Annotated in this window: 23 protein-coding genes; 9 read left to right on the top strand and 14 right to left on the bottom strand. The window is 67.5% G+C overall.

The window, feature by feature from the left end:
* Window positions 1-91: 91 nt before the first annotated feature.
* From ltrA to K3U93_RS09715, 4 genes are all read right to left on the bottom strand, one after another.
* Window positions 92-1,357, bottom strand: coding sequence for a group II intron reverse transcriptase/maturase (gene ltrA / locus K3U93_RS09730; protein WP_230981624.1), 1,266 nt, complete (start codon window positions 1,355-1,357; stop codon window positions 92-94).
* Window positions 1,358-2,031: 674 nt separating this feature from the next.
* Complete coding sequence (locus tag K3U93_RS09725; RefSeq protein ID WP_071509599.1) at window positions 2,032-3,228, bottom strand: hypothetical protein; 1,197 nt, start codon at window positions 3,226-3,228, stop codon at window positions 2,032-2,034.
* A gap of 253 nt (window positions 3,229-3,481) precedes the next feature.
* Complete coding sequence (locus K3U93_RS09720; RefSeq protein ID WP_083011396.1) at window positions 3,482-4,537, bottom strand: zinc-binding metallopeptidase family protein; 1,056 nt, start codon at window positions 4,535-4,537, stop codon at window positions 3,482-3,484.
* Window positions 4,530-5,450, bottom strand: coding sequence for a transglutaminase family protein (locus tag K3U93_RS09715; RefSeq protein ID WP_083011395.1), 921 nt, complete (start codon window positions 5,448-5,450; stop codon window positions 4,530-4,532). Before K3U93_RS09715 ends, K3U93_RS09720 begins: the two co-directional genes overlap by 8 nt.
* 113 nt (window positions 5,451-5,563) lie before the next feature.
* Between K3U93_RS09715 and K3U93_RS09710 the strand changes: the two genes are divergently transcribed.
* The gene (locus tag K3U93_RS09710; RefSeq protein WP_083011394.1) at window positions 5,564-5,953 is read left to right on the top strand and encodes an MmcQ/YjbR family DNA-binding protein; all 390 of its coding nucleotides are present in this window, start codon (window positions 5,564-5,566) and stop codon (window positions 5,951-5,953) included.
* A 6-nt stretch (window positions 5,954-5,959) separates the two neighbouring features.
* Here the strand turns inward: K3U93_RS09710 and K3U93_RS09705 are convergent, their stop codons facing one another.
* The 3 genes from K3U93_RS09705 to aspS all read right to left on the bottom strand — a co-directional run bounded on the left by K3U93_RS09705 (window position 5,960) and on the right by aspS (window position 9,442).
* Window positions 5,960-7,015 (bottom strand): FUSC family protein, encoded by a 1,056-nt coding sequence (locus tag K3U93_RS09705; RefSeq protein ID WP_083011393.1) that lies wholly within the window; start codon window positions 7,013-7,015, stop codon window positions 5,960-5,962.
* A 152-nt stretch (window positions 7,016-7,167) separates the two neighbouring features.
* Window positions 7,168-7,611 carry a nitroreductase family deazaflavin-dependent oxidoreductase gene (locus K3U93_RS09700; protein WP_083011392.1) on the bottom strand — a complete coding sequence of 148 codons (444 nt, stop codon included), beginning with the start codon at window positions 7,609-7,611 and terminating at the stop codon, window positions 7,168-7,170.
* A 49-nt stretch (window positions 7,612-7,660) separates the two neighbouring features.
* Window positions 7,661-9,442, bottom strand: a complete 1,782-nt coding sequence (aspS, locus tag K3U93_RS09695; protein WP_139797091.1) for an aspartate--tRNA ligase — start codon at window positions 9,440-9,442, stop codon at window positions 7,661-7,663.
* Between the two features lie 54 nt (window positions 9,443-9,496).
* On the opposite strand from aspS, the gene K3U93_RS09690 reads away from it, so the two are divergent.
* Genes K3U93_RS09690 through ypfJ form a run of 3 tightly spaced genes read left to right on the top strand, consistent with a single transcriptional unit; the run spans window position 9,497 to window position 11,786 of the window.
* Window positions 9,497-10,384, top strand: a complete 888-nt coding sequence (locus tag K3U93_RS09690; protein ID WP_217808437.1) for an oxidoreductase — start codon at window positions 9,497-9,499, stop codon at window positions 10,382-10,384.
* Between the two features lie 10 nt (window positions 10,385-10,394).
* Complete coding sequence (locus K3U93_RS09685) at window positions 10,395-10,898, top strand: SRPBCC family protein (RefSeq protein WP_071508804.1); 504 nt, start codon at window positions 10,395-10,397, stop codon at window positions 10,896-10,898.
* A gap of 9 nt (window positions 10,899-10,907) precedes the next feature.
* On the top strand, window positions 10,908-11,786 hold the full coding sequence (gene ypfJ, locus K3U93_RS09680) for a KPN_02809 family neutral zinc metallopeptidase (protein ID WP_071508803.1): 879 nt from the start codon (window positions 10,908-10,910) through the stop codon (window positions 11,784-11,786).
* Here ypfJ and K3U93_RS09675 read toward each other — a convergent pair.
* Both K3U93_RS09675 and K3U93_RS09670 read right to left on the bottom strand, forming a co-directional pair.
* Window positions 11,783-12,655 (bottom strand): dihydrodipicolinate synthase family protein, encoded by an 873-nt coding sequence (locus K3U93_RS09675; protein WP_139797090.1) that lies wholly within the window; start codon window positions 12,653-12,655, stop codon window positions 11,783-11,785. The two genes, ypfJ and K3U93_RS09675, sit on opposite strands and share 4 nt — an antisense overlap.
* A gap of 11 nt (window positions 12,656-12,666) precedes the next feature.
* The gene (locus K3U93_RS09670) at window positions 12,667-13,458 is read right to left on the bottom strand and encodes an aldolase (protein ID WP_083011390.1); all 792 of its coding nucleotides are present in this window, start codon (window positions 13,456-13,458) and stop codon (window positions 12,667-12,669) included.
* Between the two features lie 63 nt (window positions 13,459-13,521).
* On the opposite strand from K3U93_RS09670, the gene K3U93_RS09665 reads away from it, so the two are divergent.
* Entirely contained in the window at window positions 13,522-14,040 is a 519-nt protein-coding gene (locus K3U93_RS09665; protein WP_083011389.1) for a helix-turn-helix domain-containing protein, read from the top strand.
* Window positions 14,037-14,375, top strand: a complete 339-nt coding sequence (locus tag K3U93_RS09660) for a gamma-glutamylcyclotransferase family protein (protein ID WP_083011388.1) — start codon at window positions 14,037-14,039, stop codon at window positions 14,373-14,375. Before K3U93_RS09665 ends, K3U93_RS09660 begins: the two co-directional genes overlap by 4 nt.
* Here K3U93_RS09660 and K3U93_RS09655 read toward each other — a convergent pair whose 3' ends face one another.
* Window positions 14,376-14,831, bottom strand: coding sequence for an Rv2576c family protein (locus K3U93_RS09655; RefSeq protein WP_071508799.1), 456 nt, complete (start codon window positions 14,829-14,831; stop codon window positions 14,376-14,378).
* Window positions 14,832-14,918: 87 nt separating this feature from the next.
* Between K3U93_RS09655 and K3U93_RS09650 the strand changes: the two genes are divergently transcribed.
* Window positions 14,919-16,490, top strand: a complete 1,572-nt coding sequence (locus K3U93_RS09650) for a purple acid phosphatase family protein (RefSeq protein ID WP_083011387.1) — start codon at window positions 14,919-14,921, stop codon at window positions 16,488-16,490.
* Window position 16,491: 1 nt separating this feature from the next.
* Here K3U93_RS09650 and K3U93_RS09645 read toward each other — a convergent pair whose 3' ends face one another.
* From K3U93_RS09645 to K3U93_RS09630, 4 genes are all read right to left on the bottom strand, one after another.
* Window positions 16,492-17,520: an Rv2578c family radical SAM protein gene (locus K3U93_RS09645; protein WP_071511487.1), complete on the bottom strand. Its 1,029-nt coding sequence runs from the start codon at window positions 17,518-17,520 to the stop codon at window positions 16,492-16,494.
* A 38-nt stretch (window positions 17,521-17,558) separates the two neighbouring features.
* Window positions 17,559-19,079: an HNH endonuclease signature motif containing protein gene (locus tag K3U93_RS09640; RefSeq protein ID WP_083011386.1), complete on the bottom strand. Its 1,521-nt coding sequence runs from the start codon at window positions 19,077-19,079 to the stop codon at window positions 17,559-17,561.
* Between the two features lie 78 nt (window positions 19,080-19,157).
* Window positions 19,158-20,420, bottom strand: a complete 1,263-nt coding sequence (gene hisS, locus K3U93_RS09635) for a histidine--tRNA ligase (RefSeq protein WP_083011385.1) — start codon at window positions 20,418-20,420, stop codon at window positions 19,158-19,160.
* Window positions 20,417-21,079, bottom strand: a complete 663-nt coding sequence (locus tag K3U93_RS09630; protein ID WP_083011384.1) for an MBL fold metallo-hydrolase — start codon at window positions 21,077-21,079, stop codon at window positions 20,417-20,419. The genes hisS and K3U93_RS09630 overlap by 4 nt, the downstream gene beginning before the upstream one ends.
* A 104-nt stretch (window positions 21,080-21,183) precedes the next feature.
* Between K3U93_RS09630 and K3U93_RS09625 the strand changes: the two genes are divergently transcribed.
* Together K3U93_RS09625 and K3U93_RS09620 are read left to right on the top strand one after the other, a co-directional pair.
* Window positions 21,184-22,080, top strand: coding sequence for a peptidylprolyl isomerase (locus tag K3U93_RS09625; RefSeq protein WP_071511491.1), 897 nt, complete (start codon window positions 21,184-21,186; stop codon window positions 22,078-22,080).
* A 38-nt stretch (window positions 22,081-22,118) separates the two neighbouring features.
* Window positions 22,119-23,822, top strand: coding sequence for a protein kinase domain-containing protein (locus tag K3U93_RS09620; protein WP_071511515.1), 1,704 nt, complete (start codon window positions 22,119-22,121; stop codon window positions 23,820-23,822).
* The last annotated feature ends 62 nt before the right edge of the window (window positions 23,823-23,884 follow it).

The raw sequence follows: 23,884 nt of genomic DNA, 5'->3' as shown, positions 1-23,884 counted from the left end.
GGCGTCACGGCCTTTGCTCGCCCAGGCATCCGCATCACGATTCCTCATGCCGCATAATCGAGTAGGAGGGCCGGGTTTGCCGGCCCTCCTCTCACACCACCGTACGTGCGGGCCTCGCATACGGCGGTTCGCTGGGTCGCTGGAATCTGGTCCAGGCTTGGTGAAAGAAGGTGAGGCCAAGCCCTTCCCAGTACACATTGGGCAGGGCCCGCGAGAGGATTGGTGAGCCGGCGACCCGCCAGTAACCGCGACTGCTGTTGCCCCATTGCCAGGCCAGATCAGCCCGGATCCCGAGCTTACGCAGGTTCGTGGCCCTGGTGCGGCCGCGTTTCCATTCCTTCCAACGGATCTGGCGCATCCGGCGGCGGTACCATTCGTCCAGGTCACGGAACTTGCGCGGGGTTTGCGCTAGCCGGAAATATCCCATCCATCCCCGGACGTACTGGTTGAGCCGCATGATGCGGTATCCCATGGACACACTCCACCGCCGCGACGTCAGCGCGCGGATGCGTGCTTTGACCCGTTGCCACGCCTTGGGCGCGACCCGGATCTTGACCTCGGAGCCGGTGAAGAAGAACCCGAACCCCAACAGCAACGCTGAGGTGGCCGGAGTGATCGAGGACTTGTCCTGGTTCACCTTCAGTTTCAACCGCTGCTCGAGCAGCATGGTGCTCTGGTCGAGCACCCGCTGGGCAGCTCGCTTCGATTTCACAAAGACCCGGATATCGTCGGCATACCGGACAAACCGATGCCCACGCGCCCAGAACTCCTGATCGAAATCATCGCCCATGATGTTGGACAACAACGGCGATAACGGCGACCCCTGCGGGGTCCCCTGGCTCACCGACTGCCGCACCCCATCAGCCATGATCCCCGCCTGCACATAGCAGCGGATCAGCTTGAGCAGCGGTTTGTCGTTCACCTTGCGCGCAACCCGGGCCATCAGCACGTCGTGGTTGACCCGATCGAAAAACGCATCCAGGTCCACTGCGACCACCCACCGATACCCTTGCTCGATCACCAACCTGGCGACCTTGACCGCATCGTGGGCGCTTTTGCCCGGCCGGAACCCATAAGAGACCGGCACAAACCCCGGATCAAACACCGGGACCAGCACTTGCGCGATAGCCTGCTGGATCAACCGATCCAGCACCGTGGGCACCCCCAATTTCCGTTGCCCGCCATCAGGTTTGGGAATCATCACCTGACGCACCGGCGACGGGCGATACGTGCCCGCATCCAACGCCACCTTGACCTCGGCCCAATGCTCGCGACACCAGCCCCGCAACTCCTGCGTGCTCATACCGTCCACACCGGCCGCGCCCCGATTACGCTCGACACGTTCCAGCGCGACCATCAAGTTCCGTGGAGCAAACACCTGCCCCCACAATCCCTGACCGTCCCTGACGTCCTTTCCAGCACCCACCGAAAGACCACTACGCACAGACGACGGCACTTCCGGATTCACCGGTCCCTCCACTTCTGTCTGCCCCGCGTTCGCGGGTTGGCTGCGATCACCGCAATCTTCACGAGAAGCACTGCATCAAACCATCAATTCCCAGCGTTCAGCCCTTCCCGGCGCGACCAACCATCCCCTCCGGTACTACGGCCTCTGCTGACTTCTGCCCCATCAACACCGCCCTCACGAACCGTGTCGCTTCGGCACCCTCACCGACGCACCAGGACAGATCTCCCCAGATAAGAACATCCACTTTCCTCCTGCCCCCGCCGCATTTACACACCAGCCGCTTCGGGGCAACGGGCTTCACCATCCGTTGCTGGCTCACCCCGACCGGCATGCCTTCTATGCGATTCGTATCCCTCGGTGCAGGATTTCGTCTCCGGCTTCCTTCCCACCCCACCTCACAGTGACGCAGTTGCCATCAACTAGGAGTTAAACCACCTTCTCCTCCAGAGGACTCACACCTCCAAGCGAATATCCATGCTGGGCGTACAACGATGGCCCCCTCCTTGCGAAGGGGGCCATCGCCGGTGGCGGTCACCGGCTCGCATCGGCGACCACCAGCGGACTTAGAGCATCCTGAGGAGGTTGATGAGCAATGTCCCAAGCTGGGTTGCGATGGTGCCCAACGTCGACGGAAGGCTCGACAGGGCTGACGGGACGCTTTGCAGCAGTGCAGTCAATTCACTACCGAATGCGCCGCCGATGCCGCTAAGAGTGCTTGCAGACGGCCAGCCGGTGATCAGCTTGTTGGCAAAATTCTGGATCGCCGTGACAAGGCTGCCGCCCCCCACGACGTTCTGGGCGCCAGGAACGACAATCTGCTCCGCGAGGTTGGGGAGAACGCTGTTCACCAAGACATTAACGAGCCCATCGCCGTGCGGGAAGCCGGTGATAGGAGCGCTTAATAAACCGGTGGAATTGTTTTTTGCCCCATTAAGGAATGCGTTTACCATTGCGCCTGGAATATTGATTATATTAGTCAATAGTCCCACGGGATCTCCGGCACCCCAGGCAGTAGAAATGGCTTGTAAACTAGTGCCCAGTGCTATCCAGGGTTGCTCGGGCAGATCCAGAACACCCCAAGTAACTGCTTGTGACAAGCCGGTTTTCAACCCGTATAAAGTTGCATTCGCAATGTTCTGGGTAACGTCGATAGGGATGTTCAAAATCTGTTCGAGAGGTAAACCACCGAATACTATGAGGTCGCCCCAGAACGCGCTGTAAAGAGAACCCATTGCCGATGAAATATTTCCTGCGGCGAACGCCTTCTGGGCAGTGCTTAGAATATTCCAGAATGTTGTGCCGGCACCCGAACTGAAGTAGGCGGCAAGATCGTTCGCCGATGTTTGGAACGCCCCGGCATAAATGCTTCCGTACTGAATTCCGTTGGCGGCAATCTGTTGCAGTACGGGGAACGGGGTCTTGCTCCAAGTGTTAAAAATCGACTGAATATTTGTGCCCGCCGATTCGAAAGCGTTAATCCAGGCCTGAACCGGGTTGATGGCATTGCTGACCACGCTCGCGGGCACCGCGGCCGCGCTTGCTCCGCTAACGAGGGATGCGAGTTCGTTTTCGACGCCGGTGAACAGATCCACCATGCCGCTGGCCGCGTCGGTGAGCTTGATGTCGGACACGCTCACCTGGTGCTGCGCCGGGCCAAGATCCGGTAGGTGCTGGGCCACTGGACCCGCTGCGACAACAGCGGCGCTAGCCAGGGCTATCCCGGCGGTGATATGGGGGCGGGCTGCGAGATCCACGACCATCTCCTTTGATCGGTGAGTCAAATTCGGATGGTCAGAAAGTAGCTGAGAACAACCTGAGTTACGGGCGAGATTGGGCGAGTTTGGTCAAGTTAGTCCCACAGACATCGAGTCTCGCAAACTATACGAGATATAGGAGATAATGCTTGTAGAGATTTTGAAAAGCCCGGAGTTACCCCCCCCCCGAATTTTAGTTCAGAGCGAAACTACCCGAAGGCGCCACTTGATACATGTTTGCCACACTCGCGCAACGCCCCTAGCCCGCGACCGCGGCAGGACCCCTCGATCCCGAGGTCACCTCGTCGATCACGGTATGGATGAACCGCATCTTGTCCAACACCGCCACCGGCAACACAAACGGATACAGATCATCGTGACCCATCGACCGGTTCACCATGTTCAACGACCACGACAACGGCAACCACATCTCGATAATCGTCTGAAAAGCACTGGGGCCCAAAGCCGGCCGATCAAACGTCGCCGACGCCGGCGCCAGACCACACCACGCCGACGTGTCCAGGGTGTCACGGATGTGCAGATAGTGGGCGAACGTCTCGGCCCAATCCTCGGCGGGATGCATCGTCGCATACGACGACACGAAGCTTTCCCGCCAACCCTCCGGCGCCCCGTCACGATAATGCCGATCCAGCGCCTCCTGATAATCGGCATCGGGATCGCCAAACAGCTCGTTGAACCGCGCCAGGTAGTCGCCGGACCCACTAATCAGCCGATAAAAGTAGTAGTGCCCGACCTCGTGGCGAAAGTGCCCAAGCAACGTCCGGTACGGCTCGTCCATCTCGACCCGCAACTGCTCGCGATGAACGTCGTCGCCCTCGGCCAAATCCAGTGTGATGACTCCGTTGTCGTGGCCGGTCAGCACTTTCTCGTGCGCACTGGACAGCAGGCGAAATCCCAACCCGTAGTCCGGATCCCGGTCACGGCCGACGATCGGCAACTTCAGCTCGTGCAGCTCGGCGATCAGCCGCCGCTTGGCCGCCTCGGCCCGGGCGAAGGCCGCCAGGCCGTCGGTGTCCGTATCGTTCGGGCGCTCCAAGGTGAGCGCGCACGACGTGCACAGCCCGCCGGGCAGATCAACGGGGACCAGCCAATTGCATTCGGCCAGATAGAGATTGGCGCATAGTTGAAAGTCGTCGGCAGCCACGGCGCCGGCGTGCTCGCCGGCTTCTCCCTCCGCGATCACCAGGAGGGCCATCTGGTCGAGGGAAAACCCCAGCGAGCTGCCGCACGACAGGCAGGCCGAGTTCTCGAACGCCAGGCGCTGGGCGCAGTTGGGACAGTGGAAGTCACGCATGCAGCGCCTCACCGTCAAAGGGCACGACGTCGACGGCGACGTCGATCACGCTGTGCTCCGAATTGGTGTAGATGATGCCGCGCAGCGGCGGCACGTCCGCGTAGTCGCGTCCGCGCCCCACGATGATGTAGCGCTCGTCGACCATCTGGTCATTGGTGGGATCGAGCCCCAGCCACTCGAACTGACCGGGCGCCCGCAGCGTCCACACCGCGGCCCAGGCGTGGGTGGCGTCGGTACCGATCATCCGATCCTTTCCCGGTGGCGGGTCGGTGGCCAGATACCCGGACACGTAGCTGGCCGCCAGACCGTTGGCTCGCAGGCAGGCGATCGCGAGCCTTGCAAAGTCCTGGCATACCCCTTCCCGGGCCGCCAGAACCTCGTTGACACCGGTGGAAATCGTCGTCGACCCGGACCGATAGGTGAAGTCGGTGAAGATCCGCGACGCCAGATCACGCAACACGTCGACCAACGGACGTTCCGGCACGAAGCTGGGGGCCGCGTACTCGCGGACCTCGTCGGTGATCTCCGGCGGGTTCAAATCCAGGGCGAACTCGGTCGCGAGCGCTCCTTTTCGCCCGGACGGCCGGGCAGCCTCCCACGGTTGTACCGCCGGTCCGCTGGTGTACAGCCCGGGCGCCGGCGGATACACGTCGACGATGGAGTCGCTGGTGATCGTCAGGGTGTGGTGCGGCTCGGTGACGTGGAAGTAGGAGCTGACGTTGCCGTAGCAGTCTTCGCTGGTGGAGCTGTCGGCGGGGGCCGGGTCGATGACGAGCCGGTGCGCGATGCAACGCTGCCGCAGCGAGTCCCGCGGCGTGAGGAAGCCGCGGCCATAGGAGCTGGTCACAACGTCGGAGTAGCGATACTCGGTCCGGTGGGTGACCCGATGACGGCGGGCCTCATCTTCTGACAACGAGCCACCTCCTCACCGGTGATCACATCACACACCGCCCTACGTCGGATGCATGGTTGACACCCGCTTGCCAATGCGGAGCCAAGCGCGCCATCCCGGAGCACAATCGAGACGTGGCCACGTGGAACGACGTCGCCCGCATCGTTGGTGAGCTGGCCCTCACCTCCGAGCCGTCACCGCACGACTGGCGGGTCGGCAAGAAGTTGCTGGCGTGGGAGCGTCCCCTGCGCCCGTCGGATCGCGAAGCGCTGGCGCGCGGCGGGGTGGCGCCACCGGAGGGCGACATCCTGGGCGTCCGGGTGTCCGACGAGGGCGTCAAGTTCGCGTTGATCGCCGACGAGCCGGGCGTGTACTTCACCACCCCACATTTCGACGGCTATCCGGCGGTGCTGGTCAGGCTGGCCGAGATCGGTGTCCGCGACCTCGAGGAGCTGATCACCGAGGCATGGCTCACGCAGGCGCCGAAGAAGCTCGTCCGGGAGTTCCTGGCCGACTCGTTGTAAGCGGCGTCAAGCCTGACGCAGGTCGATCACCCGTTGCAGGTCGTCGACGCAGGCCCGGACGACGTCGGCGAGCACCACCTCGGTTTTCTCGCGGGCATCCGACTGCAGCTTCGAAGCGTGGCCGCGCGCCGCGGCGGTGTATGCGGACGCCCCGGCGGGATCCGAGTCGGCGAGCGCTGTTGCCGCCGCGAGTTCGACCAGCACGGCCCGCACGGGCTTCGGAAGCCGTTCGCGGCAGCTATCAACGACGGGCGTGACGGCGCGCGCGAGTTGCAGCACGGAGCCGGCGAGCAGGGCCACATGGACGGCCTGGTGATCCGCGGCCTCGACGGCGTCGCGCATTCCCCAGCGCCGCGGCGAAATCCGCACGACCTGACGGGCGGTGGCGCGGGCCTGGATGAGCCCGCCCAGCTGTTCGTGCACCCGGTCGACGACCGACAGCGGCCAGTCGGGAGCGGGCACTCTGCGTCCGGCGGCGACGTCCGCGGCGCGCGACAGGACCCCCTGCAACACGCGCAGCACGCCGATGCGCGCTCCGCGGAGCACCTTCAACGGGTCGGCCGGGAAAAGCAGGACGGCGAACACGATGGCCAGGCAACCGCCGATCAGGGCGTCGTCGATGCGTTCCCAACCGACGCCGCTACGGAACAACGCAAGCACCAGGATCGACGACACGACGGTCTGGTTGGCGAACATCATGCCCTGTCCGATGTAGCCCTGGCCGACCAGGATCGCGGCCGACAGCGCGAGCAGCGCCGCGAGGGCGATGGGGACGGCCCCGGTCCCGAGCAGCCCCTGCACCAGGGTGCCCAGCCCGATCCCCAGGGTCACCCCGATCATCATCTGAACGGCGCGTTGCGCGCGCAGGACGTTGGTGATCGACAGGCACACCGCGGCGGCAATGGGCGCGAAGAACGGCTGAGGGTGACCGAGCACGTCGTGCGCCAGGTACCAGGCCAGGCCCGCGGCGACCGACGTCTGCACCAGGTTGAACCACCGGTCACGCAGCCGTTTGACGGCCGCGTACGCGGCGGATGGCACCGTCCGCAGCGAAGTGGTCATGAAGGATTGCTTACCTCAGGCCACACGCCATCGCTCGCGGTGGTGATTGCGCCGGCTTGGCCGGCCCCTTCGCCGAGCCTGTAAGTATGCAGAAGAAGTGCGAGTGCGGGCCTGCAGATTTACAGGCTCGGTGAATTGGCGCGCCGCGCCGGCTAGACCGGCCGCAACTCGAACAGCGGGATCACCCGGCTGGTCTTGGACTGATACTCCGCGAAGCCGGGCGCCGCGGCGGTGACCTTCGGGAAAAGCTCCTCGCGCTCCGCGGGCGGCAGCTCGCGGGCCGTCACGTCGTAGGCTTGCACTCCCTGCGGGGCACCGACCTCCACGTGCGCCGCCGGGTTGGCCCGCAGGTTGTGCACCCAGGCCGGGTTGACGGGGGCGCCGGCGAAGGACCCGACGACGATCAGCCTGCCGTCGATGCGGAAATACGCCAGCGGCGACACCCGGGGTTGGCCGGACTTGGCGCCCGTCGTGGTCAGCAGCAGCAGGTCGGCGCCCGCGAACTGGCCACCGACCTTGCCGCCGTTGGCCCGGAACTCGTCGATGATGCTCGTGTTGAACGCGTTGATGGTCTCGGTGTCGGGAACTTCGGTCATTGGCGCCGCTCCTCCTCATTGCTTCGCGCTGCATCGTCGCCGGCGCGGGTCATGCCCCATCAACCGGTTCCGGCCTGGCGTCTATTCCGGACTCCTTACGCTGCTGGGCGGTGATCGGCGCCGGCGCGTCGGTGAGCGGGTCGACGCCACCGCCGGTCTTCGGGAACGCGATCACCTCACGAATCGAGTCCGCCCCGGCCAGCAGCGCCACGATCCGGTCCCAGCCGAACGCGATCCCGCCGTGCGGCGGCGCGCCAAAGGTGAACGCCTCCAACAGGAATCCGAACTTCTCCTGCGCCTCGGCCTTGTCCAGGCCCATCACCGCGAACACTCGCTCCTGAATGTCGCGGCGGTGAATACGGATCGAGCCACCACCGATCTCGTGGCCGTTGCAGACGATGTCGTAGGCGTCGGCCGGCACGCGTCCGGGATCGGTGTCGACCGCGTCCTCGTACTCCGGCTTGGGCGAGGTGAACGCGTGATGCACCGCCGTCCACGCCCCCGACCCGACGGCCACGTCCCCGGCGGCGGTCGCCTCCTCGGCCGGCTCGAACAGCGGCGGGTCGACCACCCACACGAACGCCCACGCGTCCGGGTCGATCAGGCCCAGCCGCGTGGCGATCTCGCCGCGCGCCGCGCCGAGCAGCGCCCGCGAGGATTTGACCGGGCCCGCGGAGAAGAAGATGCAGTCCCCCGGCTTGGCCCCGACGTGCGCGGCCAGGCCGGCGCGTTCGGCGTCGGTCAGGTTCTTGGCCACCGGGCCGCCCAGCTCGCCGTCGTCGGCGACGAGCACGTAGGCCAGCCCCCGGTGCCCACGCTGCTTGGCCCACTCCTGCCAGCCGTCCAGGGCGCGCCGCGGCTGCGAGGCCCCGCCGGGCATCACCACCGCGCCGACATACGGCGCCTGGAAGACGCGAAAGGTGGTGTCTTTGAAGAACTCTCCGCATTCGACGAGCTCCAGCCCGAACCGCAGGTCGGGCTTGTCGGAGCCGAACCGCCGCATGGCGTCGGCGTAGGCGATCCGCGGGATCGGCGTCGGGATCGTATAGCCGATCAGCGCCCACAGCGCGGAGAGGATCTCCTCGGAGATCGCGATGACGTCCTCGGCGTCGACGAAGCTCATCTCCATATCGAGCTGGGTGAACTCGGGTTGGCGGTCGGCGCGGAAGTCCTCGTCGCGGTAGCAGCGGGCGATCTGGTAGTAGCGCTCCATCCCGGCCACCATCAGCAACTGCTTGAACAGCTGCGGGCTCTGCGGCAGGGCATAGAACGAACCGGGGTGCAGCCGCGCCGGCACCAGGAAGTCGCGCGCCCCCTCCGGGGTCGAGCGGGTGATGGTCGGCGTCTCGATCTCGACGAAATCGAGCCCCGCCAGCACCGAGCGCGCGGCGGCATTCACCTTGGAGCGCAAGCGAATTGCCGCGGCCGGGCCGTCGCGGCGCAGGTCGAGGTAGCGGTACTTCAACCGCAGCTCCTCGCCGGCGGGCTCGTCGAGCTGGAACGGCAGCGGCGCGCTCTCACCGAGCACGGTCAGCGAGGTGGCATTGATTTCGATGTCGCCGGTGGCGATCTCGGGGTTGGCGTTGCCCTCCGGGCGGATCTCGACGACACCGGAGACCGCGATGCAGAACTCGGCGCGCAGCCGGTGCGCCTGGGCCAACACGTCCTCGACGCGGAACACCACCTGCGCGACACCGGAGGCGTCCCGCAGATCGATGAAGATGACGCCGCCGTGGTCGCGGCGGCGAGCCACCCACCCCGCCAACGTCACCTTTTGGCCGGCGTCGCTACTTCGAAGCGATCCCGCAACGTGGCTGCGCAGCACAAACACTCCCCTTTACGTTAAACGACTGACCAGTCTAAGGGGCGGTGTAGCTTCGCTCTTATCGCCACGAACATCGCACTGGTCGGTCCCGGTGCCGTCGGAACGACGGTCGCCGCGCTGCTCCACAGGGCCGGGCATTCGGTGCTCGTGTGCGGGCGCACTCCCCGCGACAACATCGAGCTGCGGCCCGACGGCGCCGCCCCGATCGTGGTGCCCGGCCCCGTGCACACCGACCCCCGCGCCATCAACGGTCCGGCGGACGTGGTGTTCCTGGCCGTCAAGGCCACCCAGAACGATGCCGCCGCCGGCTGGCTGGCCCGCCTGTGCCAGGAGCACACCCTCGTCGCCGTGCTGCAGAACGGTGTCGAGCAGGTCGAGCAGGTCAAGCCGCACTGCCCGTCGTCGCCCGTCGTCCCCGGGATCGTGTGGTACTCGGCCGAGACCCAGCCGCAGGGGTGGGTGCGGCTGCGCGGCGAGGCCGCGCTGGTGCTGCCCAGCGGACCGGCGGCCGAGACGGTCGCCGAGCTTTTGCGCGGCGCGGGCTGCCGGGTGGACTGCGACCCCGACTTCATCACCGCGGCGTGGCGCAAGCTGCTCGTCAACGCGCTGGCCGGGTTCATGGCCCTGTCCGGGCGGCGGTCCGGCATGTTCCGCCGCGACGACGTCGCCGCGCTGTCGCGCCGCTATGTCGCCGAATGCCTGGCCGTCGCGCGGGCCGAGGGCGCCCGGCTGGCCGACGACGTGGTCGACGAGCTGGTCGACCTCTTCCGTCAGGCCCCCGAGGACATGGGCACGTCGATGCTGGCCGACCGGGAACACCACCGGCGGCTGGAATGGGACATCCGCAACGGCGTGATCATCCGCAAGGCCCGCGCGCACGGGCTGGCGACGCCGATCAGCGACGTCGTGGTACCGCTGCTGGCGGCGGCCAGCGACGGCCCGGGATAGGTTTAGTGCCATGCATCCCTGCGAACGCGTGGACCTAGACTTCGTCGACAACGCGCCATTCGTATTCCGCAACGGCGTCGACCTCGCCGTCACGCCCGAGCAACTGTTCGAGGTCCTCGGCGACGCCGAGTCCTGGCCGCGCTGGGCCAGCGTGATCACCAAGGTGACCTGGACCAGTCCCGAGCCGCGCGGTGTCGGCACCACCCGCATCGTCGAGATGCGCGGCGGCATCGTCGGCAACGAAGAGTTCCTCGCCTGGGAACCGTTCACCCGCATGGCATTCCGGTTCAACGAATGCTCGACGCGGTCGGTTGCCGCCTTCGCCGAGGACTACCGGGTGGAGGCCACCCCGGGCGGCTGCCGGCTGACGTGGACCATGGCGCAGAAACCCGCCGGACCGGCGCGGCTGGCGATGGTCGTGGCGGGCCCGCTGCTGAACCTGGCCCTGCGCCGGTTCCTGCGCAACCTGCGCGGCTACACCGACGCCCGGTTCGCCGCCACCGGGCAACGTTAGGAGCGTGCCATGACCTTCAACGAGGGTATGCAGATCGACACCAGCACCGCGTCGTCGTCCGGCGGGGGCGGGATGCGGATGGCCATCGGGGGCGGCGTCGGCGGGCTGCTGATCCTTTTCATCGCGATGTTCCTCGGCGTCGATCCCGGTGGCGTCGTGAGCCAGCAGCCGATGGACACCCGCAACGACGTCGCGCCCGGTTTCGACCTGAGCCGGTGCCGGACCGGGGCCGACGCCAACAAGTACGTGCAATGCCGCGTGGTGGCCACCGGCAATTCCGTGGACGCGGTGTGGCATCAGCTGATGCCGAGCTATACCCGACCGCACGTGCGGCTGTTCACCGGCCAGGTGAACACCGGCTGCGGTCCCGCCACCACCGCGGTGGGGCCGTTTTACTGCCCGGTGGATCAGACGGCGTACTTCGACACCGGCTTCTTCCGGGAGCTGGTCGACCGATTCGGTTCCAGCGGTGGACCTTTCGCGCAGGAGTACGTGGTGGCCCACGAATACGGCCATCACGTGCAACAACTGCAGGGCATCCTGGGCCGCTCCCAGCAAGGCGCGCAGGGGGCCGGCGGCAACGGGGTGCGCACCGAGCTGCAGGCCGACTGCTACGCCGGCATCTGGGCGCACTACGCGTCGACCGTCAGGCAGGAGAGCACCGGCGTGCCATACCTGGAGCCGTTGAGCGACAAGGACATTCAAGACGCGCTCTCGGCCGCGGCGTCGGTGGGCGACGACCGCATCCAGAAGGCCTCGACCGGGCGCGTCAACCCCGAATCGTGGACGCACGGTTCGGCCGCGCAGCGGCAGAAGTGGTTCACCGTCGGCTATCAGACCGGCGACCCGAACAAGTGCGACACCTTCGCCGCCGCCAACCTCGGCTAAACGCCACTCAGCAAGCCCCGCAACGTGGTTCGGCCCCGCTCGTCGAGCGGCAGCAGCGGCGGGCGCGGATCCCCGACCGGGAGGCCGAGCAGGTCCAGGCCGGCCTTCACGGTGGTGGCCAGCCCGCCCGCGACGATGAACGTGAGCAATGGCTTGAGTTCGTCGTAGAGGGCCTGGGCCTTGTCGAGGTCACCCGCGCGCACCGCCTCGTACAGGTCTATGCACGGCTGCGGCCGCAAACACGGTGCGGCCGTGCACCATCCGGACGCGCCGGCCTTCAGGGCGTCGAGCACCAGCGGGTTGCTGCCGTTGTAGAAGGGCAGCCGGCCGCCGGACAGTTCGGCGATGCGCCGCATCCGGGTCAGGTCACCGGTGGACTCCTTGACCATCGTGACGTTGTCGATGGTCTCGAACATGCGGACCAACAGCTCGGGGGGCATGTCGACGCCGCTGGTGGCCGGGTTGTTGTAGGCCATGATCGGGATCCCGATGGCGTCGCCGATGCTGCGATAATGCTGGGCGATCTCGCGCTCGGTGAGCTTCCAGTAGGACACCGGCAGGATCATCACCGCGTCGGCGCCGGCCCGTTGTGCGTACTGGGCGCGCCGAATCGTCTTGGCGGTGGTCACATCCGACACGCCGACGATGATGGGCGCCCGGCCGGCGACGGTGGCGATGGTGGTGTCGACCACGGCGTCGAACTCGGGCTCGTCGAGGTAGGCCAATTCGCCGGTGCTGCCGAGCGGGGCGATCGCGTGGACCCCGGAGGACACGAGCTTTTCGACCAGCGCCGCCAGCCGCGCGGTGTTGATGCCGTCTTCGTCGAACGGGGTCACCGGGTAGGCGATGATGCCGTGGATGTCGGGCACGGACGGGCTCCTCAGAGGGCGTCGGGGTGGCGGGTCAGGGCGCGGCGGGCGTAGTAGGCGAAGTTGGCCCGGCTGCGTTGCGGTGACAGCGTCCAGTCGTGGGCCTCGCGGGCGAGCCGCTCGGGCAGTTCCTTGACGGTGCCGGCGGCCATGGCGGCCAGCTGCAGCTTCGCGGCGCGCTCGATCAGGATCGCCAGCGAGCACGCCTCCTCGACGCTGGCGCCGGCCACCACCTGGCCGTGATGCGCCAGCAGGACCGCCTTCTTGTCGCCGAGCGCGGCGGTGATGATCTCCCCCTCCTCGTTGCCGACCGGCACGCCCGGCCACTCGGCCAGGAACGCGCAGTCGCCGTAGAGGGGCGTGGTGTCCATGTGGGACACGATCAGCGGGACCTCCAGCATCGACAGCGCCGCCACGTGGAAGGCGTGGGTGTGCACGATGCATTGCACGTCCGGCCGCGCGCGGTAGATCCAGCTGTGAAAACGGTTGGCCGGGTTGGCGATTCCAGCTTCGGGTCCATCCCCGTCGAGCACGTTGAGGTCCTCGTCGACCAGCAGCAGGTTGGCTTCGGTGATCTCGTCGAACCCCAGCCCCAGCCGCTGGGTGTAGTAGGTCCCGGCCTTTTCTGCGCGGGCGGTGATCTGTCCGGCCAGCCCGGAGTCGTGCCCGGCGTCGAACAGGGCGCGGCACGTCAACGCCAGCTTCTGCCGGGTGGTCAACCGCGAATCGCCTTGGGAGGTGGCCAGCTGTTCGGCGGCCCGACGCATCAAGTCGGATTTCGAGTCGGTGAACGTGGAGGCCATATGTGACACAATAGACGATTGTAGGAAACTTCGTGTCCTAAATGCGTCATCGAGGGAGGCTCAGTGACAGCACTGCTGCGCGCCGTCCGCCGGCAACGCGGCCTCACCCTGGAGCAACTCGCCCGGCAGACCGGGCTGACCAAGAGCTACCTGTCGAAGATCGAACGCCGGTGCAGCACACCGTCGATCGCGGTGGCACTGAAGGTCGCGCGAGCGCTCGACGTCGACGTCGGGCGGCTGTTCTCCGACGACGCGGCCGAGGAGAAGATCACCGTCGACCGGGCCCCGGACCGCGCGGGCGGCGAACGCTACCGGGCGCTGGCGTCGTCGCTGCTGGGAAAGTCCATGTCGCCCTTCGTGGTTCGGCCGACGGAAAACCCGGCCGACGATCCCCACCCGGAGCACGCGGGTCAGGAGTTCGTATTTGTCCACGCCGGACGGGTCGAACTTGACTACGGAGACCAGACGATCGCGCTGGCCACCGGCGACAGCGCCTACTTCGACGCGTCGGTTGGCCACAAGATCCGGGCGGTTGGCGAGCGGGCCGAGGTCGTCGTCGTCGCACACGACGAGCCGCGATGACCGAGCTGTTGTTCTCCTACGGCACGCTGCAGCAGCCGGAGGTCCAGCGTGCGACGTTCGGCCGGGAGCTGGGCGGCCGCCGCGACGCGATCGTGGGCTTCGAGCTGGACCACGTGACCATCACCGACCCGCACGTCGTCGCCACCAGCGGCAGCGACCGCCACCCGATCCTGCGGCCGACCGAGCGCGCCGACGCGCACGTCGACGGGATGGTGTTCGCCCTCAGCGAAGCCGAACTGGCCGCGGCCGACGAGTACGAGGTGGACGACTATCGCCGCATCGCGGTGCCGCTCCGGTCGGGCGTCACCGCATGGGTGTACGTATTCGCCGGGTGATCACCAGGGCCGCGTCGAACACGTGACGCCGGTGGTGGCGTTCTGCGTCGCCACCACCTGGCCGTCGACGGCGATCTCGCAGTGCAACTCGGGGGTCGCCCCCGAGCCGCAGTCCGGCCAGTGACACCCGCCGCTGGCGGTGACGATCGCCCACTGGTTCGGGTTCGCCAGCGTGGCGGTGTAAACCAGCGGCTGCCCGGCGCCGAACGCCGTCTGCACGCTGTTCATGTACTGCGACGAGTTGGCGTCGTAGGCCGCCTGGCTGGGCGGATCGCTGTTCATGTACCGGACGTTGCCGGTCAGGTTGCCGGTGGCGGTGACCGTGTAGGTCACCTGATGGCCGGCCGGATCCGCGGATGAGGTCGCGGGCGCGACGGCCACTGCCGCGGCGGCCGCAAGCGTTGCCACGCACCCTGATACCGAGACCGCGCCTACCGCCTTTCGCACGTTCGTCATATCGAAAACGCTACCGGATTCGTTACCGACGGCTCGGCCGAAGTGGACGTTTACCGGGCGGTCGCCCGCCTCGGGTATGAAGCATGCATGAGCGACGATCCGGTCCCGGGCATCAGCCGTCGCAGGTTGTTGACGACGGGCGCCGTCTCGGCCGCCCTCGGGGCGGGCATCGGGGGTGGGGCCACGCTGGTGTGGTCTGCGCCCCGTGGACCCGGTGTCTGGTTTCAGCCGGATCGCGACGGCGCCCCGCCGGTGACGGGCCTGCATCTGCAATTCGGCAAGGATGCCGCCACCGAGGTGGTGGTGTCGTGGCACACCACCGACGCCGTCCGCAACCCGCGCGTCATGCTGGGCACGCCGGCGTCCGGCCTCGGCCGCACCGTGACCGCCGAAACCCGCACGTACCGGGACGCCAAGTCCCACACCGAGATTCGCGTCAACCATGCCCGCCTGACGGATCTCGGCCCGGACACCGACTACGTGTACGCCGCCGTGCACGACGGGGCCGAACCGGAGTACGGCACGGTACGGACCGCGCCGTCGGGGCGAAAGCCGCTGCGCTTCACCAGCTTCGGCGACCAGTCCACGCCGACGCTGGCCAAGTTGCCCGACGGCAGGTATGCCACCGACAACATCGGTTCACCCGCGGCGGCGGACACCACGCTGGCGATCGAGCGCGTCGGCCCGCTGTTCAACCTGGTCAACGGCGACCTGTGCTACGCCAACCTCGCACAGGACCGGATACGCACCTGGTCGAACTGGTTCGAGAACAACACGCGTTCGGCGCGCTACCGGCCGTGGATGCCGGCGGCGGGCAACCACGAGAACGAATGGGGCAACGGGCCAATCGGTTACGGCGCCTACCAAACCTACTTCGCATTGCCGGATTCCGGGTCCGGTCCGCAGACCCGCGGGCTGTGGTACTCGTTCACCGCCGGCTCGGTGCGGGTGATCAGCCTCAACAACGACGACGTGTGCTTCCAGGACGGCGGTAACTTCTACGTGCACGGCTACTCCGGCGGCGATCAAAAGCGCTGGCTCGCAACCGAACTCGCCTCCGCACGGCGCGACCCGGATATCGACTGGATCGTCGTTTGCATGCATCAGACGGCGATCTCCACCGCCGACAAGGCCAACGGGGCCGACCTGGGGATCCGCGAGGAGTGGCTGCCGTTGTTCGACCGGTATCGGGTCGATCTGGTGGTGTGCGGCCACGAACACCACTACGAACGGTCGCATCCGCTGCGCGGAACGCTGGGTACCGACACCCGCACGCCGATCCCCGTCGACACCCGCGACGACCTCATCGACACGACCCGGGGAACCGTGCACCTCGTCATCGGCGGGGGCGGCACGTCCGCGCCGACCAACGGGTTCCTCTTCCCCGAACCGCGGTGCCGCGTGTTGACCGGCGTCGGGGCATTCGATCCCGCGCTCGGGCACAAGGCACCGATCTACGTGATGGAGGAGGCGCCGTGGTCGGCGTTTCGCGACCGCGACAACCCTTACGGCTTCGCGGCTTTCGACGTCGACCCGGGTCAACCCGGCGGCAACACGTCGATCAAGGCGACGCACTACGCGTTGAGCGGACCGTTCGGCGCGGTCACCGCGGTGGATCAGTTCACGCTCACCAAACCGCGCGGCGACGGGCCCGGCTAGCTCAAAACAGCGTCTGCTGAACGGGTTCCGGCGGGGCCGCCGGTGTGACGGGCCGCGGGAACGGGCGGTGATCACCGGCCAGCCCATACTTCGCGATCAGCGGTGCGGCCCGTTCCCGCAACGCCTCGCGGTAGCCCGGCGGCAGGTAGGCTCCGCGCCGGTACAGCTCGCGATAGCGGCCGACCAGTTCGGGATGCGAGCGGGCCAGCCAGGACATGAACCAGCCGCGGGTCGAGCGCCGCAGGTGTAGGCCGAAAACCGTCACGCCGGTGGCCCCGGCCGCCGCGATCTGGCCGAGCAGCCGATCGAGGTGCTCGGCGGAGTCGGTGAGGTGCGGCAGCACCGGCGCGACCATCACATGACAGTCCAGGCCGGCGTCGCGGATCGCGGCGATGAGACCCAGGCGCGCCTGCGGCGTCGGGGTGCCTGGCTCGACGTCGCGGTGCAGCTCCGGGTCGCCGACCGCCAGCGACACCGCGACCGACACCGGAACCTGCCCCGCCGCATCGGCGATCAGCGGCAGGTCACGCCGCAGCAGCGTGCCCTTGGTCAGGATGGACAGCGGCGTACCGGATCCGGCGAGCGCGCCGATGATGCCCGGCATCAGCCCGTAGCGGCCCTCGGCGCGCTGGTAGGGATCGGTGTTGGTGCCCAGCGCGACCGTCTCGCGCCGCCACGACGGCCGGCGCAGCTCGCGGCGCAGCACCTCGGCGACGTTGGTCTTGACCACGATCTGGGTGTCGAAGTCGGTGCCGCAGTCGAAGTCCAGGTATTCGTGGCTGGGACGCGCGAAGCAATAGCGGCAGGCGTGCGAGCAGCCGCGGTAGCCGTTGACCGTATACCGGAACGGCAGCGCGGCCGCGCTGGGCACCTTGTTCAGCGCGGACTTGCACAGCACCTCGTGAAAGGTGATCCCGTCGAACTGCGGTGCGCGCACGCTGCGCACCAGGCCGATCCGCTGCAGCCCCGGCAGCGCCCCGTCGTCGACGGGATCCCCGTTGACCGCCACGGCCTGGCTAGCCCAGCGCATGCCTTCTATTCGAACAATAGTTCGATTACTAGTCAAGCTCAGAATGGCGGTGGGTCGTTGTTGGGTGGTGCGGGGCCCGTGTGTTTGGTTTGGGCGGCCAGGCGGGTTTGGCGGTTGTGTTGGCGTTCGGTGGCGATGCGGGTGGCGCGGTCTTGGGCGCGGGTGCGGCGGCGTCGGGGCATCATCGCGGTGCGCTCGCCGTGGCGCTCGGTGTGGCGCTCGGTGGTGGTGGTGGGTGGGGTGGGCAGCTCAGCGGTGGGTGCGCACAGGCTGGGGAATAGCAGCGCGCTGCCCGGGGTGCTGACATAGGTCTGCCCGGCCGGCGAGGTCAAGATCAGCGTCCCGTCCGGTAGCTGCTTGTCGGTCCAGCCGCAAAACGTCTTCACCAAGTGATGAGTTCTACAGTAGCACTTGAGGTTTGACGCATGCGTTGGCCCGCCTTGGGCGTAGGGGACAGTATGATCCAGATCGCAGTGCCACGCGGGCCGATCACAACCGGGCCAGCGACACGTCAAATCCCGGCACCGCACAAAATCCGCCAACGCCTTCGACGGCACATACCCCTTCTCCGGCGCCGCGTCGACGGGGTGGACCAACGGCACCACCGTAGAGGATTGAGCGAGTTCGGCGATCAGCTCGGGCGGGATGAACCCGTCGGCGCCCACCTCGGATCCCGGCGTAGTGCTGGTGCCCTCGAGGGTGGCCTGCTCGGCGATCACATGAATGACCACCGGGCCCACCGCCGGCCTCGTGCCGGCCGCACAATCGGTGCGCCCACACCGGCACCCCAGCCGATCCGCGCCGGCGGCCAGCGCCCCCAGCGCATCGGCGCGGCGCTGGGCGCGGGTGCGTGGGTCCTGGACGCACACCGTGGCCGCCAACGCATCCAACCGCTGATCTAGCGCGCGGGCATCCGGAGTGAACAAGATGCCGTTGATCTGGGAGATACCGCTCTCGACGAGATCCCCGATCCAGATCTCGCGGTCGGTCTGGTGCTCCTTGCGCCGCCGCACCGCATCGGCGTCCACCCGGGCCACGATCTTGTCCACCTGCGCGGCCAGGCGACCCCGCGTCATCGACGGCCACCGCCCCACCTGCACGGCCAACTCGGCGTCCACGCGCGCCAGCACATCGGGATCGGTGATCAAATCCGTGCGATACACGATCGTTTGAAACAGCCGAAAATCGATGTCACCGCCGCGGAACACATCTCCCACCCGCGGCAGGCGCTCCCGCATCGCGCGGGCATAGCGCAACCGGCTGGCGGCCAACCCCTGACTGATCCGCAACGCCGCGGCCACCTCGGCAGCCACCGCCTCCATGGTGTCGATCGCCCAGTCCTCATTTTCCGAACACCGCGACAACCGATAACCGAACAACTCCCCAATCGCGACCAACTGCTCAGCGGCCGCCCGATTCTCCACCCGCGTCGCCGCACAAATCCGATCCACCCACCCCGCCGAAACCGCCGTCGTCGACGGATAATGCCGCTCAAACAAGTCATCAAACCGCGCCATCACCTCAGGATCCGACTGACCACCGGGCTGTTCTTCGAACATACGTTCGACTATAGCCGCGCGATCCGATAACTTCCACCCACGCCTTCAGACTGTGGATAAAGTAGGGATGCTCGAAGCTCAGCCGCCCAGCTTCGAAAGCACCTCGGCGACAACCGAATCCATCGACACGGACACCTGCCCGCCCGTCGCGAGGTCCTTCACCCCGACCGTCGCGGCCCCGATATCGCGGTCACCCAGCACCAGCGCGAGACGCGCGCCGGAACGATCGGCGGCGCGCATCGCGCCCTTGAGACCCCGGTCACCGTAGGCCAGATCCACCCGGATACCCGACGCGCGCAGCTGCGCGGCCAGCACGGCCAGCCGCAGCTTGGCCGGCTCGCTCAGCGGCACGCCGAACACGTCGCAGCGCGTGGTCTCCCCCACGCTCTTGCCCTCGGCGCGCAGCGCCAGCAGCGTGCGGTCCACCCCCAGCCCGAACCCGATGCCCGACAGGTCTTGCCCGCCGAGCTCGCGCATCAGGCCGTCGTAGCGGCCGCCGCCGCCGATGCCCGATTGCGCGCCCAGCCCGTCGTGCACGAACTCGAACGTGGTCTTGGTGTAGTAGTCCAGCCCGCGCACCATCCGCGGGTTGAGGACGTACGGCACCCCGAGCGCGTCCAGGTGCGCCAGCACGGTGTCGAAGTGCTGCTTGGCCACGTCGGACAGGTGATCGAGCAGCACCGGCGCGCCGGCCGTCATCGCCCGCACCTCGGGTCGCTTGTCGTCGAGCACCCGCAGCGGATTCAGCTGCGCGCGCCGCCGGGTCTCCTCGTCCAGGTCGAGCCCAAACAGGAACTCCTGCAACCGTTCCCGATACTGCGGGCGGCAGCTCTCGTCACCCAACGAGGTGATCTCCAGCCGGAACCCGTCCAGGCCCAGCGAGCGGAACCCGGCGTCGGCGACGGCGATCACCTCGGCGTCCAGCGCGGGGTCGTCGACGCCGATCGCCTCGACACCGACCTGCTGCAGCTGGCGGTAGCGGCCGGCCTGCGGGCGCTCGTAGCGGAAAAACGGTCCGGCGTAACAGAGTTTGACCGGCAGTGCGCCGCGGTCCAGGCCGTGTTCGATCACCGCGCGCACCACCCCGGCGGTGCCCTCGGGCCGCAGCGTCACCGAGCGGTCGCCGCGGTCGGCGAAGGTGTACATCTCCTTGGACACCACGTCGGTGGATTCGCCGACGCCGCGGGCGAACAGCGCGGTGTCCTCGAAGATGGGCAGCTCGACGTCGCCGTAGCCGGCGCGGCGGGCGGCACCCAGCAACCCGTCGCGCACCGCGACGAAGCCCGCCGAATCGGGCGGGACGTAGTCCGGCACCCCCTTGGGAGCGAAAAACTGGGTCACCGGCTCAGGCCCTCCAGGAATGGATTGAAGCGCCGCTCCGCGCCGATGGTCGTCGAATTGCCATGTCCCGGCAGCACGACGGTGTCGTCGTCGAGCACCAAGAGCTTGTCGATGATCGAGGTCAGCAGGTCGCGGCCGCTGCCGCCGAATAGATCGGTGCGGCCCACCGAGCGCTCGAACAGCGTGTCGCCGGTGAAGACGACATCCTGGTCCCCGTAAACCCGGAAGACCACCGATCCGCGGGTGTGCCCGGGCGTGTGATCGACGTTGACGGTCACGCTGCCCAGGTCGAGCTTGTCGCCGTCGCGGTCCAGCTCCACCACCCGCTTGGGCTCGCGGAAGAACGCACCCGCCACCACCTGCGCCAGCCGCGGGCCCAGGCCGTAGATCGGGTCTTTCAGCATGAACCGGTCCTCGGGATGGATGTAGGTCGGGCAGCCATAGGTATCGGAAACCTTCTGCGCGGACCACATGTGGTCGATGTGCCCGTGAGTGAGCAGCACCGCGGCCGGCGTCAGCCGATTCTCGTCGAGGATGCGCCGCAGCGGGCCCATGGCACGCTGCCCCGGATCCACGATGACGCAGTCCGTTCCGGGCCGCTCGGCCAACACGTAGCAGTTGCACTGCAACACGCCGGCGGGAAATCCGGTGATCAACACGGTTCTCAGTTTCCCACGGGGCCCGGTTGACAAGGGTCGCGGCGCCCACATTAGCCTGGGCTGGCTACTGAGGGGCCCCAATCGACCATGGAGGCATACCGGCCGTGCCGACCAATGAACAGCGACGTGCCACAGCCAAGCGCAAACTCGAACGGCGGCTGGAGCGCCGCGCAACGCGAGCCCGAACGCGCCGGATCCTGGTGATCGCCGGTGGCTCGATTGTGGCGGTGGCCGTGATCGCCGTGGTGGCGATCGCGGTCGTCAACACCAAGCACGAGCACAAGGGCAACACCGCGGCAACCAGCACCAGTCCCTCCCCGGAGACCACCACGACGGCTCCGCATACGGGGCCGGTTCCGTCCATAGCGCCCCTGCCGCCGTTCAAGCCGTCGGCCAGCCTCGGCGCCAACTGTCAGTACCCGGCGTCGTCGGATACGGCGGCCAAGCCGGTCAAGCCGCCGCGCACCGGCAAGGTGCCCACCGACCCGGCCGAAGTGAGCGCCAGCATGGTGACCAACCAGGGCAACGTCGGCCTGATGCTGGCCAACAACGAATCACCTTGCACGGTCAATAGTTTCGCCAGCCTGACCGGACAGGGGTTCTTCAACAACACCACATGCCACCGGCTGACCACCTCGCCGGCGCTGGGCGTCTTGCAGTGCGGCGACCCCAAGGGCGACGGCACCGGCGGGCCGGGCTACCAATTCGCCAACGAGTATCCGACCGACCAGTACCCGCCGCACGACCCCAAGCTGCAGGAGCCGGTGCTCTACCCGCGCGGCACGCTGGCGATGGCCAACGCCGGACCCAACACCAACGGCAGCCAGTTCTTCATGGTCTACAAGGACTCCCAGCTGCCGCCCCAGTACACGGTCTTCGGCACGATTCAGGCCGACGGGCTGGCCACCCTGGACAAGATCGCCAAGGCCGGCGTCGCCGGCGGCGGCGAAGACGGGCCGCCGGCCGCCGAAGTGACCATCAAGTCGCTGCTGCTCGATTAACCGCCTAAGCGGCGCCTGCGGGGAGGAGACCGGTGGCGATGGCCTTGTCCGGGAAGTCATTCGGCCAGTACCAATTGCTGGACGTGTTGGGCCACGGCGGGATGGGGCAGGTGTACCGCGCCTACGACGCCACCACCGACCGGGTGGTCGCGCTCAAGGTCCTGCCGCCGCATCTGGCCGAGGACCACCAGTTTCAGCAACGGTTTCGCCGCGAGGCCCGCATAGCGGCGAGCCTCAACGACCCGCACGTGGTGCCCATCCACGGCTATGGCGACATCGACGGTCGGCTGTATGTCGACATGCGCCTGATCGAGGGCCGCGACCTGCCCCAGTACATCGCCGAAAACGGCGGGCGGCTCAGCCCCGAACGCGCGGTCGCGGTGATCGAACAGGTTGCGGCGGCGCTGGATACCGCCCACCGGGCGGGATTGATACATCGCGACGTCAAACCGAAGAACATCCTGGTCACCTCCGCGCGGGACTTCGTGTATCTGATCGATTTCGGGATCGCGCGCGCCGCCACCGACACCACGCTCACCAACACCGGGCACACGATGGGCACCGTGGCGTACATGGCGCCCGAGCGCTTCAGGGGGACAACGGATCACCGCGCCGACGTGTATTCGTTGGCCTGCGTGCTGTACGAGTGCCTGACCGGAAGCCGCCCCTACCCCGGCGACAGCCTTGAGGAGCAGCTCAACGCGCATGTGAACGCACCGCCGCCGCGGCCGTCCCTCGCCGCACCCGGCGTGCCGCCTGCCCTCGATGCGGTGGTGGCTCGCGGGATGGCCAAGGACGTCGAATCCCGCTACCAGTCGGCACTCGAGCTCGCCGAGGCCGCCAGAGCGGCACTGGCCGCTCCCCTCGGCGCGGCGGCGCCCGGCCCGCGGCAAGCGCCCCCGCAGCCTCCGACGAGGGCGCTGAGCAGGCGCATGGTGCTGGGCATCGTCGGGGGGTCGGTCATCGCGCTGGCGGCGGTGGTCGCCCTGGTCATCTCCCTGGTGACCCAGAGCCACGGCCCCTCGAACAGCGCGGCAACCACTACCCCGACCCGCGCCCGGGTGCCGGCCAGGGCCGGATCGTCGCCGACGGCCGCCCAGACCGTGCCGCCGTTGCCGGCGTTCGCGCCTCCTGCCGACCTCGGCGCCGACTGCCAGTACCCGGCCTCGCCGGACCCGGCCAGCAGGCCGGTCAACCCGCCGCCGTCGGGCAGGGTATCCACGGATCCGGCCCAGATCCACGCCACCATCGTCACCAACGTCGGCGATATCGGCATCCAGCTCGCCAACGCCAAAACCCCTTGCACGGTAAACAGTTTCACCAGCCTGGCCACGCAACGATTCTTCGACAACACCGAATGCGGCCGCCTCGTCGACGCGCCCGACGGGGGGACGCTGCTGTGCGGCGGCCCCGATACCGAGGGCAGCGGTGGCCCGGGCTATGAATTCGCCGACGAATACCCCACCAACCAGTACAGGGCCGGCGATCCCGCGCTCAAGGCGACGGTGATCTACCCGCGCGGCACCGTGGCCATGGCCACCAGCGGACCCAACACCAACGGCAGCCAGTTCTTCATGGTGTACCGCGACGCCGAACTGGAGCCACAGTGCACCGTGTTCGCCACGGTCGACCAGGAGGGCCTGGCGACGCTCGACAAGATCGCCAAGGCGGGCGTCGCCGGCAATCGTCAAAGCGGCATGCCCGCCAGCACGGTCACGATCACCTCGGTGCGGCTGGGCTGACCCGTTCGGGCATCGCGTGTGAGCTGACGGTGTGATTTTGGGCCAAATTTGCGCCCAGGATT

Source organism: Mycobacterium malmoense (assembly GCF_019645855.1).
Taxonomy (GTDB): Bacteria; Actinomycetota; Actinomycetes; order Mycobacteriales; family Mycobacteriaceae; genus Mycobacterium; species Mycobacterium malmoense.
The sequence above is the reverse complement of the archived record's forward strand: the minus strand, read 5'-3'. Positions and strand labels throughout refer to the sequence as shown.